Source organism: Euzebyella saccharophila, from assembly GCF_014855495.1.
Classification (GTDB): domain Bacteria; phylum Bacteroidota; class Bacteroidia; order Flavobacteriales; family Flavobacteriaceae; genus Euzebyella; species Euzebyella saccharophila.
This window is the reverse complement of the sequence record NZ_JACYFJ010000003.1, coordinates 256,167-272,652: the sequence shown is the minus strand read 5'-3', so window position 1 is coordinate 272,652 and position 16,486 is coordinate 256,167. Positions and strand designations below refer to the sequence as shown.

The 16,486-nt window shown below is 41.8% G+C and carries 21 protein-coding genes; all 21 read right to left on the bottom strand.

The window, feature by feature from the left end; translation table 11 throughout:
* Positions 1-79: 79 nt before the first annotated feature.
* Positions 80-373, bottom strand: a complete 294-nt coding sequence (locus IL355_RS11865) for a phosphoribosylpyrophosphate synthetase (protein WP_192462339.1) — start codon at positions 371-373, stop codon at positions 80-82.
* A gap of 11 nt (positions 374-384) precedes the next feature.
* Entirely contained in the window at positions 385-1,035 is a 651-nt protein-coding gene (locus IL355_RS11860) for a hypothetical protein (RefSeq protein ID WP_225621218.1), read from the bottom strand.
* Positions 1,032-1,925 carry a ribose-phosphate pyrophosphokinase gene (locus IL355_RS11855; RefSeq protein WP_192462338.1) on the bottom strand — a complete coding sequence of 298 codons (894 nt, stop codon included), beginning with the start codon at positions 1,923-1,925 and terminating at the stop codon, positions 1,032-1,034. Before IL355_RS11855 ends, IL355_RS11860 begins: the two co-directional genes overlap by 4 nt.
* A gap of 9 nt (positions 1,926-1,934) precedes the next feature.
* Positions 1,935-3,437, bottom strand: a complete 1,503-nt coding sequence (locus tag IL355_RS11850; RefSeq protein ID WP_192462337.1) for a thymidine phosphorylase family protein — start codon at positions 3,435-3,437, stop codon at positions 1,935-1,937.
* A 29-nt stretch (positions 3,438-3,466) separates the two neighbouring features.
* Positions 3,467-4,843 carry an MBL fold metallo-hydrolase RNA specificity domain-containing protein gene (locus IL355_RS11845; RefSeq protein WP_192462336.1) on the bottom strand — a complete coding sequence of 459 codons (1,377 nt, stop codon included), beginning with the start codon at positions 4,841-4,843 and terminating at the stop codon, positions 3,467-3,469.
* Between the two features lie 3 nt (positions 4,844-4,846).
* Positions 4,847-5,698 (bottom strand): ATP cone domain-containing protein, encoded by an 852-nt coding sequence (locus IL355_RS11840; RefSeq protein ID WP_192462335.1) that lies wholly within the window; start codon positions 5,696-5,698, stop codon positions 4,847-4,849.
* Positions 5,691-6,245: a potassium channel family protein gene (locus tag IL355_RS11835; protein WP_192462334.1), complete on the bottom strand. Its 555-nt coding sequence runs from the start codon at positions 6,243-6,245 to the stop codon at positions 5,691-5,693. The genes IL355_RS11840 and IL355_RS11835 overlap by 8 nt, the downstream gene beginning before the upstream one ends.
* Positions 6,246-6,260: 15 nt before the next feature.
* A complete protein-coding gene (locus IL355_RS11830; RefSeq protein WP_192462333.1) occupies positions 6,261-7,091 on the bottom strand; it encodes a universal stress protein in 831 nt (276 codons plus the stop codon).
* A gap of 26 nt (positions 7,092-7,117) precedes the next feature.
* The gene (locus tag IL355_RS11825) at positions 7,118-7,891 is read right to left on the bottom strand and encodes an SDR family oxidoreductase (RefSeq protein ID WP_192462332.1); all 774 of its coding nucleotides are present in this window, start codon (positions 7,889-7,891) and stop codon (positions 7,118-7,120) included.
* A 43-nt stretch (positions 7,892-7,934) separates the two neighbouring features.
* Complete coding sequence (locus IL355_RS11820) at positions 7,935-8,924, bottom strand: 2-hydroxyacid dehydrogenase (protein WP_192462331.1); 990 nt, start codon at positions 8,922-8,924, stop codon at positions 7,935-7,937.
* Between the two features lie 3 nt (positions 8,925-8,927).
* The gene (locus IL355_RS11815) at positions 8,928-9,899 is read right to left on the bottom strand and encodes an ATP-dependent 6-phosphofructokinase (protein ID WP_192462330.1); all 972 of its coding nucleotides are present in this window, start codon (positions 9,897-9,899) and stop codon (positions 8,928-8,930) included.
* Positions 9,900-9,959: 60 nt separating this feature from the next.
* A complete protein-coding gene (locus IL355_RS11810) occupies positions 9,960-11,324 on the bottom strand; it encodes a dicarboxylate/amino acid:cation symporter (RefSeq protein WP_192462329.1) in 1,365 nt (454 codons plus the stop codon).
* 13 nt (positions 11,325-11,337) lie between these two features.
* Positions 11,338-12,399: a class I fructose-bisphosphate aldolase gene (locus IL355_RS11805; protein WP_192462328.1), complete on the bottom strand. Its 1,062-nt coding sequence runs from the start codon at positions 12,397-12,399 to the stop codon at positions 11,338-11,340.
* An 11-nt stretch (positions 12,400-12,410) separates the two neighbouring features.
* Complete coding sequence (locus tag IL355_RS11800; RefSeq protein ID WP_192462327.1) at positions 12,411-13,424, bottom strand: type II glyceraldehyde-3-phosphate dehydrogenase; 1,014 nt, start codon at positions 13,422-13,424, stop codon at positions 12,411-12,413.
* Complete coding sequence (locus tag IL355_RS11795) at positions 13,421-13,702, bottom strand: DUF5676 family membrane protein (protein ID WP_192462326.1); 282 nt, start codon at positions 13,700-13,702, stop codon at positions 13,421-13,423. Before IL355_RS11795 ends, IL355_RS11800 begins: the two co-directional genes overlap by 4 nt.
* A 15-nt stretch (positions 13,703-13,717) precedes the next feature.
* Positions 13,718-13,936, bottom strand: a complete 219-nt coding sequence (locus IL355_RS11790) for an SHOCT domain-containing protein (RefSeq protein ID WP_192462325.1) — start codon at positions 13,934-13,936, stop codon at positions 13,718-13,720.
* A 34-nt stretch (positions 13,937-13,970) separates the two neighbouring features.
* Positions 13,971-14,186, bottom strand: a complete 216-nt coding sequence (locus IL355_RS11785; protein WP_192462324.1) for a heavy-metal-associated domain-containing protein — start codon at positions 14,184-14,186, stop codon at positions 13,971-13,973.
* Between the two features lie 13 nt (positions 14,187-14,199).
* Entirely contained in the window at positions 14,200-14,442 is a 243-nt protein-coding gene (locus IL355_RS11780; RefSeq protein WP_192462323.1) for a hypothetical protein, read from the bottom strand.
* A gap of 26 nt (positions 14,443-14,468) precedes the next feature.
* Complete coding sequence (locus tag IL355_RS11775) at positions 14,469-14,933, bottom strand: hypothetical protein (RefSeq protein ID WP_192462322.1); 465 nt, start codon at positions 14,931-14,933, stop codon at positions 14,469-14,471.
* Between the two features lie 185 nt (positions 14,934-15,118).
* Positions 15,119-15,700, bottom strand: coding sequence for a helix-turn-helix domain-containing protein (locus tag IL355_RS11770; protein WP_192462321.1), 582 nt, complete (start codon positions 15,698-15,700; stop codon positions 15,119-15,121).
* A 180-nt stretch (positions 15,701-15,880) separates the two neighbouring features.
* Complete coding sequence (locus IL355_RS11765; RefSeq protein ID WP_225621217.1) at positions 15,881-16,288, bottom strand: HYC_CC_PP family protein; 408 nt, start codon at positions 16,286-16,288, stop codon at positions 15,881-15,883.
* Positions 16,289-16,486 lie beyond the last annotated feature (198 nt).

Genomic DNA, 16,486 nt, shown 5'->3' with positions numbered 1-16,486 from the left:
TTCCTTTGCGGAATCCTTACTTCTTTTGCTATGATTGTGCTTGTGATGCTCGTGATTTTCCATGTTCTTTATTTAAGTGTTATCGTAGTTTTTTTCGCATTTCTTCGGAGATGTTCTGTGCATATACCCCATAGGCATCGACTAGAGTGCCCTTGATTCCGTCTTTGGATGAAATTGCATACAGGATGCTGTTGTCATCGGTACTGCTCATTCCTTCAAAGCGGTGCATTTCATCCACCTCAAAATCTTCGGGATTTATTTCCAATTTTAGGGCGGCACATTCCAAACAGTGGGGGTTGAGGTTGAAATCATAGGTATACCCTCTATTTTGAAGTGCGTTTATCGCCTCTGAAAGTGTATCGTAACTCTTCATTTTCTTTGTTTTTATTTATAGATTATCGTAAAATAGCTGCCATCGTTTTCTTCGAATTTTTGAAAGGACAGCAGCCCTTTTTTCGATATTTTTTCAAGTACCGAATACTCAAGTTCCTTAATGCGTATACCCCACGTATAGGCTTTCGCCGTGAGTTTTGAATTGATTTGGATTTCCTTTGTTTCAGTATTCAGCTTTCTGTCAAAAATGTTGATCTTACTTTTTGAGCCGAAAAAATCCAGTAATCCCGAATCAAAACTTATTTCGAGTTCAACATCTTTCAAATTGTCCATGTCGTATAAATCCTTGAAATTTTTGGAACTGGTGTTTATTTCGGTTTCTTTTGATTTTCGATTTGAAAATGGAAATGCCATTACCATAACGCTCGATGCTTCTGGCCGACAGCGATAGGTGGTGGAGTATTTATCCGTTGATTTCCCATTTTCATCAAAGAATTCGGTTTCTACCTCAATTTCATAATATCCATCCGTTTCTATTAACCCTCCCGCCTGAAAGGTTTGCTTATTAAGAAAAGCGCCATTTTCATCATAATTTTCCCTTACGACCAATCTGTCGGCGAGTTGGCCTATAAGCATTTCTTCTTGTGCCTGTGAAAAAAAGGATGACAATAAAACGGTCAATATGCCAATGGTACTTTTCATGTATGGTACATCAGTTCAGTTACTTCTTTGGCAATGATATCACTCAAGTCAATGCCGTTGGATTGATGTGGAATTGTATTACACGTAATGATATTCTCTACATTGGCATCCCAAAGGTCTTGATAGGCATTTCCGGAAAAAACGGCATGTATACCTATGCATATTGCTGGTTTCATTCCGGCATTTTTCAAATGTTCTGTGGTTTCTATCATAGTCCGGGCCGTAGATATAATATCATCCACCAAAACAGGTGTGCAATCCTCATACTTGTCTACATCGGGAACGGAAACTTCAACATCACGATCGCCATGGCGCACCTTTTGCAATACGGTAAACGGAACTCCGGCTTTTTCCGCCACATCGGAGACCCATTGCTCGCTTTCGGAATCAGGGCCTATTAATACCGGATTGTGTATATTTTCCTTGATGTATTTGGAGATGGCATCCGCGGCATGGATAACCCTATTCGGAATATCATATACCTCGCCTAAAGAACTTATGCGATGCAAATGGGGATCGACGGTCGTGATACTATCGGCAAAGCCCGAAATCAATTTTCCAAAATAGGTGGAGGTAACCCCCTCACCTTCGTTAAAAACCTTGTCTTGGCGCATATAAGCCAAATAGGGTGCCACCAAACAGGTACACATTGCCCCCAATGATTTGGCCGTATGGCTCAAAAAGTAAAGTGGCAACAACTTTTCATCGGGTTCGTGAAGGGTACAGACCATTGCCACACATTTTCCTTTCACATCGGAAAGGATACGGGTATAGGATTCGCCGTCGGGAAATTTACGTATCGCACATTCCCCGATTTCAGCATTCATTTTCTTTGCCAAGAGTTCCGTTAGTTCTTGGTTGCCGGGAAGGCTAAACAATATCGTTTGCATAAGTTCTTTTTATTGGATTGTAATTATATCATCATGATTCTCATAATATTCCAAGGCATAGTTCAGTTCGCCATTTGTTTCCGCGTGGAGTATATAGAGCAATTCCCCCTTTTCTATCTCATCGCCCAACCGGACGTTCATCGAAATGCCTGCCGATTTGGATTGTGGCGCCCCCGATAGCTTTGCAAGTTTTGCAATCTTTCGATTGTTTATTTTTTTGACCTTACCACGTTTAGGTGCATGCATCTCAAATTGGTAAGGGGCAACATAGGTTTTTGAAAATCTTCCTTGGGCCTTGCAGATGGCCTCGAATTTTTGATAAGCTTTTCCGTTTTCCAACAATTCTTTCGCTGTATCAAGGCCTTTTCCTGTTTCCACTTTTTCCGATAGTTCCAAGAGGTGCCCCGCCAACAATAATGCCCGTTCTTTTAGGTCTTGTGGCGCATCCCTCTTATTCTGCAAAACACTTAGCACATCAACCGCCTCTAAATTAGGGCCGATACCCCTTCCCACGGGCTGGCTGCCATCGGTAATGACCACCTTTATTTTAAGCCCTACTGCATTGCCTACGGCTTCCATATGTTCCTTGAGTTTTTGCGCGGCCTCTTCACTGCGCACCTTGGCCGTTTTCCCAACAGGAATGTCGATGACCACATGGGTAGCACCTGCAGCCGCTTTTTTGGACAGTACGGAGGCGATTAGCTGGCCTTCGCTATCAATATCGAGTGCTTTCTCGACTTTGATAAGAATATCGTCCGCTGGGCTTAATTCCGCAGTGCCGCCCCATACCAAACAGCCGCCCTCCTGTTCCACGACACGTTTGATTTCTTCGCCAGAAAGGGTCACATTCGTCAATACTTCCATGGTATCGGCCGTACCAGCAGGCGAGGTAATGGCCCGTGAGGACGTTTTGGGCATGGTCAACCCGTAAGCGGCGGCAATTGCTACAACGATAGGTGTAGTTCTATTGCCCGGCAACCCCCCGATACAGTGTTTGTCCACCACTATTTTCTTCTTCCAATCCAGTTGTTTTCCCGAGGTAATCATTGCCTTGGTAAGATCCGAGATTTCATCTAAATCCATTCGGTCGCCTGCACATGCTGTAATGAATGCCGATAGATGGATGTTTGAATAATTCCCTTCGATGATATCCGTAATAATATCCGTGTAGGCTTTGTAATCGAGTCTTTGATTATAAATTTTCGCCCTTACAAAACTCAATGATTCAATGGGTTCCAAATGGGATACATATAACGTTTCGCCGTCAGATACGTTGAGTTTTTTTGCTGCTATTTGTGACAGCCCTATTTCGCCCTGCCTAAGTACATCCGAAGTAATGATATGGAGGCTTGCAATTACTGAGGTGCTCATGTTCGATACCCTTATTCGGGTCAATGCCTCAAACCCTTCTGAAATACAGACATGACAATCTTCTCGCATATACACAACGTTTTCATTTTGCGTGTAAATGCCTAGCGATTTGTATTTGAGGATGTTTGATTTTTTTTCCATTTCCATGTTATTCTTTCGTAATTTCTTACCTACTTTAACTTTTCGATACCATAGAGTTGAGGAATTTCACTATTCCAACCATAGGTTTCCTTGATTCCCTGTTTTAAGGCCTCGGCCCCTTCTTTTTCGCCATGAACTATAAATATTTTCTCTGGCGGTTCCTTTACATCACTCAACCAATCCAACAATTCGGCATGGTCTGCATGGGCCGAAAGTCCTTCAATCTCGGCCACTTGCATTTTGAAGGATACGGTCTTTCCATACACTTTTAATTCCTTTTCTCCTTCCAATAATTTTCTTCCACGGGTACCTTCCGCTTGATAGCCAACAAAGAGTAAGGTGTTATCAGGATTTTGTGCCTGGGTTTCCAGATAGTTCAACATTCTGCCGCCTGTGAGCATTCCGCTTCCGGCAATGACAATTTTTGATTTATCATCACTTCTCAGTTCCATAGTTTCACGGTAGCTGCTAACAACGGTAAAGTGGGAGCACATTTTGTCACACTCGTCATCTTCCAACCTATGCCAGTCCCGCGTTCTGTGAAATAGTTCCAAGACATTGGCCCCCATGGGACTGTCCATTATCATGGGGACTTTCGGAATTTTGTTTTCTTTTAATAGCCTCCAAAATATCAACATCATCAATTGGGCGCGTTCAACCGAAAAACTTGGAATGAAAAGACTACCGTCCCGTGTAAGGGTTTCGTTGACCAATTTTTCTATGAGAGGGATGGCCTCTTCCTCTTCGGGATGGAACCTGCCACCATACGTTGATTCCATAAACAACACATCCGCCCTTTTTGGCTTTACTGGGGGATACAAGAGCAAATCGTTTGTTCTACCAATATCCCCTGAAAAAACGAATCGTTTACCCTGCACATCCAATTCAATATGGATTGCCCCGAGAATATGCCCGTTATACTGAAATCTTGCTTTTACGTTCTTTAACAGGGGGAGCCACTGGCCGGGCGGTACTCCCTTGAAATACAGAATAGTCTTTTCAACATCCTTTAAATCATACAAGGGTTTTGCCGGATCGTGCTTTGAATACCCTTCCTTATTGGCACGTTCGGCTTCTTGCTCTTGTATTTTGGCACTATCGTTCAATATAATCTTGGCGATGTCCAGAGTGGGGTAGGTGCCATAAATGGGTCCCCTAAAGCCTTGCTTTACCAACCTTGGCAGATAGCCCGTATGGTCCAAATGGCCATGGGTAAGCAATACGGCATCAATTTCGTTGACGTTTACAGGTGGATATTCCCAGTTTTTTAAGCGTAGTTCTTTGATCCCCTGAAATAGACCGCAATCGATAAGTATTTTTCTATCCCCTGTGTCCAAAAGATATTTGGAGCCGGTAACAGTACCGGCCGCTCCTAAAAAATGGATATTAATAGTGCTATCGGTCATAATTCAAGTGTTTGGTTGATGGGTTTCGCATAGACTTTGTGAATCCGCTAGAATCTTTTTTCGTCTGGCCCCATCAATCCCAACTTTTTTCAACACATCGGGATTGTCCTTTATTTCCCTACAGAGTACGATTTCCTGTTCCAACAATTTCGATTTCTCCGATTTGGTAATCGTGGTCAGTGAGGTTAAGGGATGCAGGCCAGCTTTGTCTATTCTATCCTTTAACGCTCTTCCTTTAGGATAATCCCAACTGGTCAGCATCAACCCGACACAGTTTCCATATTGCATGGCATCGGTCGTAAAACGGGTATTAGTGTACACACCGCCTTGATGTGATTTGTTTTTGTGGCTTTCTTGCTTTTCCCATTGCTTTTGGACATCCAAAAATCTAGATTGGATGTAGAGCGGGATTTTCACATTGCAAAACCGTCCTTGGTCACTATGGTATTTGCATTCAATCATAAAGTGTTTATTCTCCTTTTGGGCAATCACATCCACTTCGTGCTGTACACAGTTTCCTTGTACGATCACCCCGACTTTTGCATCAAAGCCTTCGTGCTCCAAAATTTTGCCAACAAATTTTTCAAAGGGATAGCCTGATGGCCCCAGTTCCATTAGAGCTTTTTTGAGCTTGTATTTTGAAGCACTAACCCTAGACCTTCTCTTTAATGTGTTAAAGGCCATTTGATATATCTTTTTGGTAGTCATTCCGTCATGAACTTTTTTATCAATATCTTGAACTATCTCTTTGACCAACAATTTATCGGCACCCGCCCGTTCTAATGAACGTATCACTTTTTCTATTTCAAAAGGTGCTTTCTCGCCGCTTGCCTTTATGATATTTATCTTATCCATTGATGTGTATTTTTTTAATATTGGCCAAAGCGAAGACGATCAAGAAAAAACTTAAGAATATTTCGAGCATAACAACGAACCGGGCTACATCGGACGTTGGAATTATATCGCCGTAGCCCACCGTTGAAAAAGTTATCACACTGAAGTAGAAAAAGTGGTACAAATTGTACAGGTACGAATTTGAATAATCGGGTACGCCTTCAAATGTAGAATGGCTGAATTGAAAAAGGCATGCATAATCAGTCGCAAAAGAAAAAATACTTATGATGATTATCAAACCAAAAACCCATAGCAATCGCTCCAATGAATGACAAATTTTTATCAATTTTGATAACCGTTTTAAAGTGGTCATCGTAATGACGATGGTCTTACTCAATGCTGCTGTTACAATGATAATGTGGAATGGCAACGATTTATGATCGACCATTGACATTAAAACAACATACAGGATACCAATACCCAAAATAGTAACAAGGGGCAAAATCGTTCTTCCCAACAATAATTTGTAAAAGGGTTTTTCTCGTATTTGAAGTAAGCTTCCCGACATTTTGATATGGTTTATTTAAATTTTAATCGTCATTACCGGAAGCGTGGAATGATTTGCCACACCCTCTGCGATACTTTTGGAAAACAAGCTTAAAAAACCAGTATTTCCATGCGTGCACATGGCAATCAAATCAGCTGGTTCATAGGTTAAGAAGGTATTGATCCCCGTTTCTACCGAAGGTTCATTATTGACGAACATGGAATAATTTTTCAGGTCTGGGAACTTTTCAAGGAAAGTTTTAATCGGATTTAGTCCCGCTTCGATACTATTAGTATCCGTTTTGGTATTGACGCGCAATAGACGGATATGTGCATTACATTTGTCAGCGATGGAGATTACATGCTTAAAGGCTTCACTTACATCCTCTTCAAAATCAGAAACGAACACGATATTCTTAAATGGAAATGAAACCTCTTCCTCTTTGACCACGATTACCGGCACATCCGATTTTCGTACTATTTGCTCAACGTTGCTACCGAACAATTCCCTAACCGTGCCTTTGGTGCCACTGCTCCCCGTGATGATAAAATCATGGTCGAAATGCCCCGAATGTTCTAAAATATTACTGGTGCTTACCTGATATTGCAAGAAAGTTTGACATTTTAGATGTTCCTTTTCGGCCTTCCTTTCCAGCTCGCGTAAAGCGGATTTTGCACTACCGATTTTTTTTAAGGTTTCAGGATACCGTTTTTCCTTTTGCTTGTCCAGATTTACCCAATCCACAGGGGTCTGTATCAAATGGAAAAAATGGATTTCGGCATCAAAAAGTTTGGCCATGGCTATTCCGAGATTGGCAGCTTTAGTGCAGTTTTCGGAAAAATCTGTGGGTACAAGTATATTTTTCATTCTTTCTAATTTTTTGGGTATAATATTTATTGTGCTGTGTAACCCCCGTCGATTACCAATTCGGAGCCGGTCATGAATTTAGATTCATCAGAGGCCAGATATACTACGCCATAACCTATGTCATCGGGTTCTCCCAAATGTCCGACGGGGTGTAAACTTTCCAATTGTTTTTTACCTTCTTCTACATCACCTTGGGCTTTCAGAAAATTTTCTACCATCGGTGTCCAGATATAAGCTGGATGAATAGAATTGACCCGAATCTTGTAACCTTGTTTGGCGCAATGGAGCGCAGCAGATTTGGTAAATATGGTAACACCGCCTTTACTCGCATTGTATGCTGGTAGATTGGGGTCACCAATAAGTCCTTCGATAGACGAGAAATTGATGATTGAGCCGCCCTCTCCGGTCTCTTTCATCCCCTTGATGCCATATTGGGTGCCTAAGAAGGTGCCGTTCAGATTTATATCCAAAAGGTTTTTCCAATCTTCAAGGCTAACTTCTTCTACCGTTCCACCGAGTCCAATACCTGCGGCATTAGCTACGACATGTAGCTTTCCAAATTTTTTGAGCGTAGTTTCGATAACCATTTCCCATTGATTTTCTTTGGATACATCCTGTTCAATGTATATGGCCTCACCGCCACTATTCCTTATGTGTTGAACTACCTCATTTCCATTTTCTTCATCTATATCGGTTACAACTATTTTTGCTCCTTCCCGCGCCAACAAAATAGCACTTGATTTTCCTAGGCCGGAGGCACCTCCCGTGACAATGGCCACTTTATTCTTTACTCGATCCATATTTTAAGTTTATATAACTATTGTGTTCGTATTTTTTTCTTAATTAAAAAACTTCATTTTCAGAATTCTTTCCTTTCTCAAAGCAATCCAAATTGTAGATTGTGGTCTCGGCAATATTTGTCAATGCCGTGTCGGTCAGAAAAGCCTGATGGCTGGTTATCAAAACATTGTTGAAAGTCATTAGACGCGCAATGACATCATCTTGTAGTATTTCGTCCGAGCGGTCTTCGAAGAACAATCCTTCTTCTTCCTCGTAAACATCCATTCCAAAATATCCGATCCTACCCGTTTTCAATCCTTCGATGACGGCTTTGGTATCCACTAGGCCCCCTCTACTCGTATTGATTAGCATGACCCCTTTCTTCATTAAGGCAATATGGTCATCATCGATCAAATGCTTTGTTTCGGAAGTCAAGGGGATATGAAGACTGATGATATCGGATTTGCTACAAAGCGTTTTACAGTCCGTATATTGGACTCCATAGTCTTTGACCAACTTCTCATCCTTTTCAACATCATATGCCAGTATCTTACATCCAAAACCATGTAGGATTTTTGTCAAGACGGCCCCGATCTTTCCCGTTCCTATTATTCCGGCGGTCTTGCCGTTCATATCGAAACCTATTAATCCGTTTAGGGAGAAGTTCTGCTCCCGAACCCTGTTATGCGCCCTTGTGAGCTTTCTGTTCAGGCCTAGGATCAGAGCCAACACGTGTTCGGCCACTGCATAAGGAGAATAGGCCGGAACTCTTGCCACCTTTAGGCCCAGTTCATTTGCTCTTTTAATATCCACATGATTGAAACCTGCCGAACGAAGTGCTATATATGCTACCCCGAGATCCTTTAGTTTTTCCAAAACAGGCGCCGATGCATCGTCGCCCGTAAATAAACATACGGCTTCAGCATGCTGTGCCAAGGAAACCGTATTTTCAGATAATCGTACTTCGAGCAGTTTGAGTTCATGCGTATCATTGTTCGCAGATTCCAAATACGGTTTTTCAAATTGATGGGTGCTGAATACGGTCATTTTCATCTTTTATGTGTTCAAAGTTTTCAATAATTCATATAGCTCTTCATTTACCTGATGCTGCTTTACCACGCTGTCAAATGGGGTAAATTTTAGTTGGTTATCAAGGATTCCTGCCATTACATTTCTTTCACCATTCATGAGGGCGGTTACGGAAGCTGCCCCGAGCCGTATGCCCAACATCCTATCAAGAGCAGACGGATTACCACCACGCTGTACGTGACCCAATTTTGTAATGCGCAGATCTACTTCGGGGTTCAATTCCTTAATTTTTGATGCTGTAATTTCAGCCCCCAGTTCATCGCCCTCGGCAACAACTACGATAAATGCATCTTCACTTTCATAATTTTTAATCTTATCAAGTAAACGGACGAAGTCCTGTCCACTTTCAGGAATTAAAATAGCATCCGCACCGACCCCCAATCCGGCATTAATGGCAATGTACCCGCAATCCCTGCCCATTACTTCGATCAAGAATATGCGGTTATGCGATTCTGCCGTATCCCTGATTTTATCTATATTATCAATGGCTGTATTAACCGCCGAATCAAAACCAAGGGTAAAATCGGTACCGGCCAGATCGTTGTCTATGGTGCCGGGAATCCCCACAAAGGGTAGTTCACATAGTTCCGAAAAAACAAGTAGACCTTTAAAAGTGCCGTCGCCACCAATCGCTATTAAGGCATCGATTTTGTTTTTCAAAAGGTTGTCCAAAGCAAGTTTTCTTCCCTCCAAAGTCAAAAAACGTGAGCTTCGTGCCGTCTTTAATACGGTACCGCCCCGATGGACAATTTTTTGCATTTCATTAGGTTTCAACTTTACAAAATCGCCGTCGATCAACCCTTCATAGCCTCTGCGGATACCGCTTAATCTTATATTGTTTATTTCGGCAGCTTTTGAAATGGCGTACAGTGCTGCATTCATTCCAGGGGAATCGCCTCCAGAGGTAAATACGCCTATATGTTTAATATTTGTGTCCATAGTTCAATCTTTGTTTGTTAAACATTCATGTCATCGGTCATTCTTTTCATTTTCTAGTTTTTAAACAGTGGAATACTCTTCTTGATTTTTTAATACGCCATCTGAGCCTATGGCCGGCTGATTTCCATAAAATCGATTGAACACCATACAGGCGGTAAGGTCTCCGGTAACGTTAACTGCCGTCCGGAACATTCCCAGTAACCGTTCTACCCCTATGATTATGATAATTCCCTCGGCTGGTATACCTGCACCGGACAGTACAGAAGCCAAAATCACTACGCCCCCTCCGGGTATTGCCGGAGTACCAATGGAAGCTGCCACGATGGTAACCACTACCACAATGACATTCAACAATCCCATTTCCAATCCATAGGCTTGGGCAATAAACAGGGTGGTTATGGTCTGATAGAGTGCCGTACCGTCCATATTTACGGTAGCACCAATGGGTATTATGAAATTGCTAATGGTAGGATCCACTTCCAGTTCTTCCTCAGCCGTTTTAAGGGAAAGGGGCATTACTGCGGCGGAGCTGGTGGTGGAGAATGCAAGTAGTTGTACATCCCTGATCTTACGTAAAAATTGTAACGGATTCCCCTTACCTAAAAGGCTTACACCTATAAGGTAAATTACCACCAACAACAATAACCCTATCAAGACGACGAGCACATAAAAGCCCAGACCTGAAAGTGAATTCAGACCGACACTGGAGGTCAGCTGTGCCATTAATCCGAATACGGCGACTGGAACCAACAACATGGCCCACTTGACCACGGTCATACAGATTTCCTGTATGGCACTCAGCAATAATTTTACAGGTTTTAGCAAATCGTCGGGAAGGGACAACACGGCAACACCTATTATAATGGTAAAAATGACGATACTCAACATTTCGCCACTTACCATGGATGCCAAAGGATTGTCGGGCAACAAATTTGTAATAGCATTTGGAATATCGTTTATCCCGAATGATAATTCAGTGCTTTCGGAAGTATTGGCCAATGCCTCCTCATGATCCTCAACGGCCTGTTGATGTAGATACTTGCCAGGACGAAAGATTAAGGCAAGGATTGTACCTATGGTTACCGAAATAATTGTTGTGGATATAAAATATAAGAGCACCCCACCACCCAACTTTTTCAGATTCTCCTTGTCATTACTTGCTATACCTGTAATGATGGAGGCAACGATCAAGGGAATCATGATCATCTGAACCAATTTGAGAAAGAGCATGCCAGGTAGGGCCAACCAATTGCCAAGAACATCGGCAGTGCTTTTGGTTATCCAACCATTTTGGGGACTTAACAACAGTCCAAGACCGACCCCAAGGAACAGTGCAATGATAACTTTTAGCCATAACCTATCTTCCACCAATTTTTGCAGGTAGTGGTTAAGTGATTTCAGTGATTTTATTTCCGTATCGAACATTCCTGATTATCCATTATGCTATGGTTACTTTCTTCTCTAAATAAACGCCCTGTACGCCATGTAACAGTTCAACCCCCTCTTTGAACGGTCGCTGAAAAGCCTTTCTTCCCAGAATCAGACCGGATCCTCCGGCCCGTTTGTTGACGATTGCCGTAATAATGGCTTCGGTCAGGTCGGATTCTCCCTTGGAGCCACCTCCCGAATTGATCAACCCAATTTTGCCCATATAGCAATTTGCCACTTGTAACCTACATAGGTCAATGGGATGTTCCGTGGTCAAGGTTTCATACATGGCATCGTTAAATTTGCCGAATCCAATATTTTTGAATCCATAATTGGTAGTTGGCAACTTTTGCTTGATGATATCCGCCTGTATAGTAACCCCAAGATGATTGGCCTGTGAAGTCAAATCGGCCGATGAATGATAGTCTTCCGTATCGGTTTTGAAAGCTTCGTTGCGGGTGTAACACCAGAGAATGGTGGCCATTCCAAGACTGTGTGCTTCCGCAAAGGCCTCGGAAATCTCCCTCAACTGCCGATTACTTTCCTCGGAACCGAAATAGATGGTCGCACCGATTGCCGTTGCACCCATGTTCCAAGCTTCCTTCACTGTACCGAAGAGCGTTTGGTCATATTTGTTCGGATAGGTCAACAGTTCGTTGTGATTTATTTTTACGATGAACGGAACCTTATGCGCATATTTCCTAGCGTAAAGGCCGAGGCCCCCAAAGGTCGAGGCCACCCCATTGCAGCCAGCTTCGATGGCCAATTTTATGATATTCTCAGGGTCAAAATAATCGGGATTCTTATAGAAGGAAAAAGCGGCACTATGTTCGATGCCCTGATCTACCGGAAGAATACTCAGATATCCGGTTCCTGCAAGGTTGCCGTGATTATAAAGTTTAGATAGGCTTCCGAGGACCCGTGTATTCCGGTCGCTGTTCAAAAATACCTTGTCCACCACATTTTTTTCAGGCAGTTGCAATTCGTCTTTGGTTATTTTCTCGCTCACGTGGTCCAGATAGTGGGATGCTTTATCCCCCAAGAGTTCCACGATATGTTCATATGTTTTCATTGTCTTTTTTTTTAACTGATTCCCAAACTTTCGTTGGTTTTGACGATGGATTTTTGACCATCACTTTCGATACCTGTCAATGCCCGTATGGCATCAATAGTCTCAGGAATTACGATAGCTTGGTTGTCTACCACATAGGCATAAAACAGTTCGTCGCCCACGACTTTGAGCATGTCTTCCCAAAGGGCAACTTCGTACATATCGCCCCAAGGCCGTCCCATATCCAGATACATTTCCTTGATTGTATTGTTGGAGACCAGCCCTTGATCGTAGCGTATCAATTTGATACGGGTCGAGGTTTTAAGGGCAGCTAGTACTTCCTCTTTGGATGCCTTTTTCTTTAGCTTTACGTTCCAGTAGTGCATATGGCTCAAAGTTTGGGGTACTTTTACCGCCGCTGTGATTACATCGAGATCGGGATCTACACTTTGGGCATCCGGACCTTGGTGGCTAGGGATTTCCTTTTCGGGAACCATGGTATTCATAATGCCTCCCAAATGGCTTTCCCAAGGGTCGGTGGCCCTTCTTAACAGAGTGCCCCTTGCATAATCGAGCAAATCGGCTCTTTTTAGAGCGGTCAGTGTTCTTAAGATGGATGTGGTATTGCAGGAAACCACTCTTGTCGAATCCAAATCTATAGCCGATTCATAATTATTTTCGGCACTAAAGGAATGGCCTGTGGTTTCATGTTTTTCCCCACCTTGAACGATAAATTTGATGCCTTCTTTCTTATAGGTTTCAACATTTTTAGCCGCAATTTTTTTGGGGGTACAATCCACAACCAGATCCACCCGTTCCAAGAGTTCTTGCATAGAACCTGCAACGGATATTCCCTCCGATCGCATTTCTTCATCGGCTTCCTTGGTTGCGGCAAACACTGCAAAACCTTTTTCTATGGCGGTCTGTATGCGCCAATCGCTAATGATGTCGCATACCCCGACAAGGTTCATATCGTCCTGTACTTTTAAGGCATCGGCCACTCTCTTTCCGATGACACCGTATCCTATTACTGCTATATTTTTCATACTCTTTGGTTTTTTAACTGTACATTATAAAATGCCGCTATAAGTGCTCCGATCAACCACCCTATGATAAAGGTCTGAACGATGCCTATAGCCGCTTCCCAAAGGGGTACATCCATTCTAATGATATTTGTAGTGTCCAACCCGTGCAGCAAACTGTTGAAGAAATCTATTGTTCCCTCACGGCCGGCCGTTAACATTACTACCATACAGCCCAGATATACCAATGCTCCTGTAAGCCCCATGGCAAAACCTAATTTTTTTATGTTGATTCGATTCATGATTTTCGTTTTTTGTTATTTATCAGATTCCAAAATTTTCTTTGATTCCTCATATTCTTCCTTCGAGATTTCGCCTTTGGCAAATCGCTTTTTAAGAATATCGTTTGGGTTCTCGTTCTCGTTTTTCCGATAAGGAATGTCGTATGGGACAAAGAATATCCAGACTAATAGGATCAACCATACGATCCACCATATAAAGTGCATACCGCCCCAGTGTCCGTCGAAATAATGCATAGTTTTTTGTTTTAAATGTTAGTACTTATTTGTTCTAATCTATTTCGGTTATTGTGTAACCGTCAAGCTGATCGAGTTGTTTTTGCAAATCATTTATTGAAAGATTCTCGTTCATATTGATTTTGGCAACTCCTTTTGGACTCAAGAATATTTTCGCCTCATCTATAGCCTCATGGGCTTCCAAAACCTTCTTGACCCTTGTGATGCAGCCTCCACAGCTTATCCCGTCTATTTGAAACTTCTTTTTCATCCGTTTTTCGATTTCAATGTTGGTGCTGTTCTTTGCCCTTGTCCTGTTTTTCTTCACTTTTCCTTTTCAGGTTATCCTCTGTTAGACCATGACTGTGGCCACGGTGTCGCATTGGCATTAACAAATGCACGGCAAACATGATTACGATAAAAGTGAATAGGGTCAGGTTGCCTTTGATTCCGAATGCGGGAGCGAAAAAAATTAGCAATAGGGGTAGGCCACATCCGATGACCATCCATAACCAGTGATTTTTCATGGTTCTGTATTCTTTTAAATTAAACTTTAGTGATTTTCAGAGTGATCGGTACTGGAAGAACCCGATGGCATGTTACCCATCATTCCATTCATGTCCATTCCCTTATCTTCCATCATTTTCTTACAAGATTCCATACAGTCTTCGCTCATCATCCCTTTTTCGTGCATCATTTTCATCATGTTGCCCATCATCTTCCCGTCCTTCATCATATTCTTAATCATCATACTGTCTTTCATCATCATCTGCATACCGCCTGCCTGCATCATGTTTCCCATCATTTTAGTATTGCCCTGCATCATTTGCATTGCATGATCGCTTTCTTGCATGTTGTCCATAAAACCGGTCATGTATTTGTGGTTGTTCGCAATGGCATCAAAAATTTCACTTCGTGTTTCGGAGTTGTCTAGCATTGCGTTAACGTCAGTTTTCTGGTTGCAACCATGTAAGGCAAACAACCCGATCGTCAAAAAAAATAGTGTCGCTGTTTTCATTGTACTTGATTTAAGGTTTACTTTTTAATTGAATTTTATTTGCTCAAATCGCCTTTGTTCCGTTATCGGGTTCAATATTCTTTTTATCACTAAAAGCTGTGAGTGCGTAGTGTTTGTAACAGCAAGCACTCAGGATAAATGTATGTAACCGTCCGAACCTTTATCTGCATAACTTTCTTTCTTATTTATATAATTTCGTCATAGAATTTGCGCTCCCAATCTTCAGCATTCTTATAATCGGTCATGCTTATACCCGTGATGTTCTTGAACTGCCTCGACAGATGGTTTACACTACTATAGTCCAGCATATAGGCTATATCCGAAAAGGTATACTGTTGAAGCTGTATCAGTTCTTTTACTCTCTCGATCTTAAGTTTGATGAAATACTTTTCAATTGTCGTGTTTTCGTTTTTTGAGAACAGTTTGCTTAGCGTTTTATAATCGCGATGTAGTTTAGAAGCCAAATGCTCGGAAGTCTTTTCCTTTAAATGGGCGGGCAAATCATTGATGAGTTCGATCAAAGTGATCTTTACTTCTTCCACTAGCATATCCTCTTCGCTCCGTGCGATTTCAAACCCGTTTGTGTGAAGTACCTCGGCCACTTTACCATCAATTTTGGTATCGGCAAGGTTGAATGCGCGCACGGTCAGTTTTCCGAGTTCAAGGGAAAGTACTTCGATATTGATTTCTTCAAGTTCCTGTTTTATAACTTTCAGACACCGTCTACAGACCATGTTCTTGATCCAATAAATTCTAGTGGATTCCATATATGAAAATGCTAATGTTCTTAACTAAACTATAAAGCCGTCGGAAGATTGATTATCCGATTAAATACAGGTCGAAAAAGGTTGTCGCTAGAAAATGGGTGCGACAATAGATAACCAACAACGGACTGTTGGCCAATGGGAAGCACAGATTAATACAACATTAACCTGCTTAAATAAAAATCAAATCAAGAAAGTTTCGTGAAGTACATTTAGGTCCCGTTCAATCCAAGGCGGATCGTAGTCAAAGAAGGGTACTACATTTTTATCAAGGTTTTCAAATAGATTGACATAAGTATAGAAGAAAGTGTGTAAAAAAACTAAGTCGTGGATATTTTGTTCAAAATTGGTTTTCTTTAAATTATCCTCGCCTTGTTTTACAAAGGTCTTATTGCTGCAACAATCTTTTGCCCCAATAGAACATTTTCTTGAAGAATTTTCTGTTGGTTGGATTTTTTCAGCACAGGACTTTGCCTTACTGAAAACCGCCATGTCCACTAGCTTGTCGCAACAAAAATGCATCTCCGCAGCAAATGACGTAGTGGCAAAAAGCACTGCGAAAGCTAATGTAACGGACAATATTTTGTTCAAAATGCGGTTCAATTTTTTAAATTGAATAAGAATTGTTCAACAAGGGGCAACTTTCCTTCGCTAATAATTAACTGAAATTTAGTCAATTATGAATTAATTTTCAACCCCTCCGAATACAAAGGTAAAAAATATACAAAGCGAGAACATGATTTAAATCATGTTGGAAAGAAATCAGTTCCATTAGCCTTGATTCTACAA

Coding starts and splice junctions, on each gene's coding strand:
- IL355_RS11790 (WP_192462325.1), bottom strand. CDS start 13,936: ATGCATTATTTCGACGGACACTGGGGCGGTATGCACTTTATATGGTGG.
- IL355_RS11770 (WP_192462321.1), bottom strand. CDS start 15,700: ATGGAATCCACTAGAATTTATTGGATCAAGAACATGGTCTGTAGACGG.
- IL355_RS11830 (WP_192462333.1), bottom strand. CDS start 7,091: ATGAAAAATATACTTGTACCCACAGATTTTTCCGAAAACTGCACTAAA.
- IL355_RS11835 (WP_192462334.1), bottom strand. CDS start 6,245: ATGTCGGGAAGCTTACTTCAAATACGAGAAAAACCCTTTTACAAATTA.
- IL355_RS11800 (WP_192462327.1), bottom strand. CDS start 13,424: ATGAAAAATATAGCAGTAATAGGATACGGTGTCATCGGAAAGAGAGTG.
- IL355_RS11780 (WP_192462323.1), bottom strand. CDS start 14,442: ATGAAAAATCACTGGTTATGGATGGTCATCGGATGTGGCCTACCCCTA.
- IL355_RS11825 (WP_192462332.1), bottom strand. CDS start 7,891: ATGGATCGAGTAAAGAATAAAGTGGCCATTGTCACGGGAGGTGCCTCC.
- IL355_RS11805 (WP_192462328.1), bottom strand. CDS start 12,399: ATGAAAACATATGAACATATCGTGGAACTCTTGGGGGATAAAGCATCC.
- IL355_RS11775 (WP_192462322.1), bottom strand. CDS start 14,933: ATGAAAACAGCGACACTATTTTTTTTGACGATCGGGTTGTTTGCCTTA.
- IL355_RS11855 (WP_192462338.1), bottom strand. CDS start 1,925: ATGCAAACGATATTGTTTAGCCTTCCCGGCAACCAAGAACTAACGGAA.
- IL355_RS11820 (WP_192462331.1), bottom strand. CDS start 8,924: ATGAAAATGACCGTATTCAGCACCCATCAATTTGAAAAACCGTATTTG.
- IL355_RS11810 (WP_192462329.1), bottom strand. CDS start 11,324: ATGTTCGATACGGAAATAAAATCACTGAAATCACTTAACCACTACCTG.
- IL355_RS11840 (WP_192462335.1), bottom strand. CDS start 5,698: ATGGATAAGATAAATATCATAAAGGCAAGCGGCGAGAAAGCACCTTTT.
- IL355_RS11795 (WP_192462326.1), bottom strand. CDS start 13,702: ATGAATCGAATCAACATAAAAAAATTAGGTTTTGCCATGGGGCTTACA.
- IL355_RS11845 (WP_192462336.1), bottom strand. CDS start 4,843: ATGACCGATAGCACTATTAATATCCATTTTTTAGGAGCGGCCGGTACT.
- IL355_RS11865 (WP_192462339.1), bottom strand. CDS start 373: ATGAAGAGTTACGATACACTTTCAGAGGCGATAAACGCACTTCAAAAT.
- IL355_RS11850 (WP_192462337.1), bottom strand. CDS start 3,437: ATGGAAAAAAAATCAAACATCCTCAAATACAAATCGCTAGGCATTTAC.
- IL355_RS11785 (WP_192462324.1), bottom strand. CDS start 14,186: ATGAAAAAGAAGTTTCAAATAGACGGGATAAGCTGTGGAGGCTGCATC.
- IL355_RS11860 (WP_225621218.1), bottom strand. CDS start 1,035: ATGAAAAGTACCATTGGCATATTGACCGTTTTATTGTCATCCTTTTTT.
- IL355_RS11815 (WP_192462330.1), bottom strand. CDS start 9,899: ATGGACACAAATATTAAACATATAGGCGTATTTACCTCTGGAGGCGAT.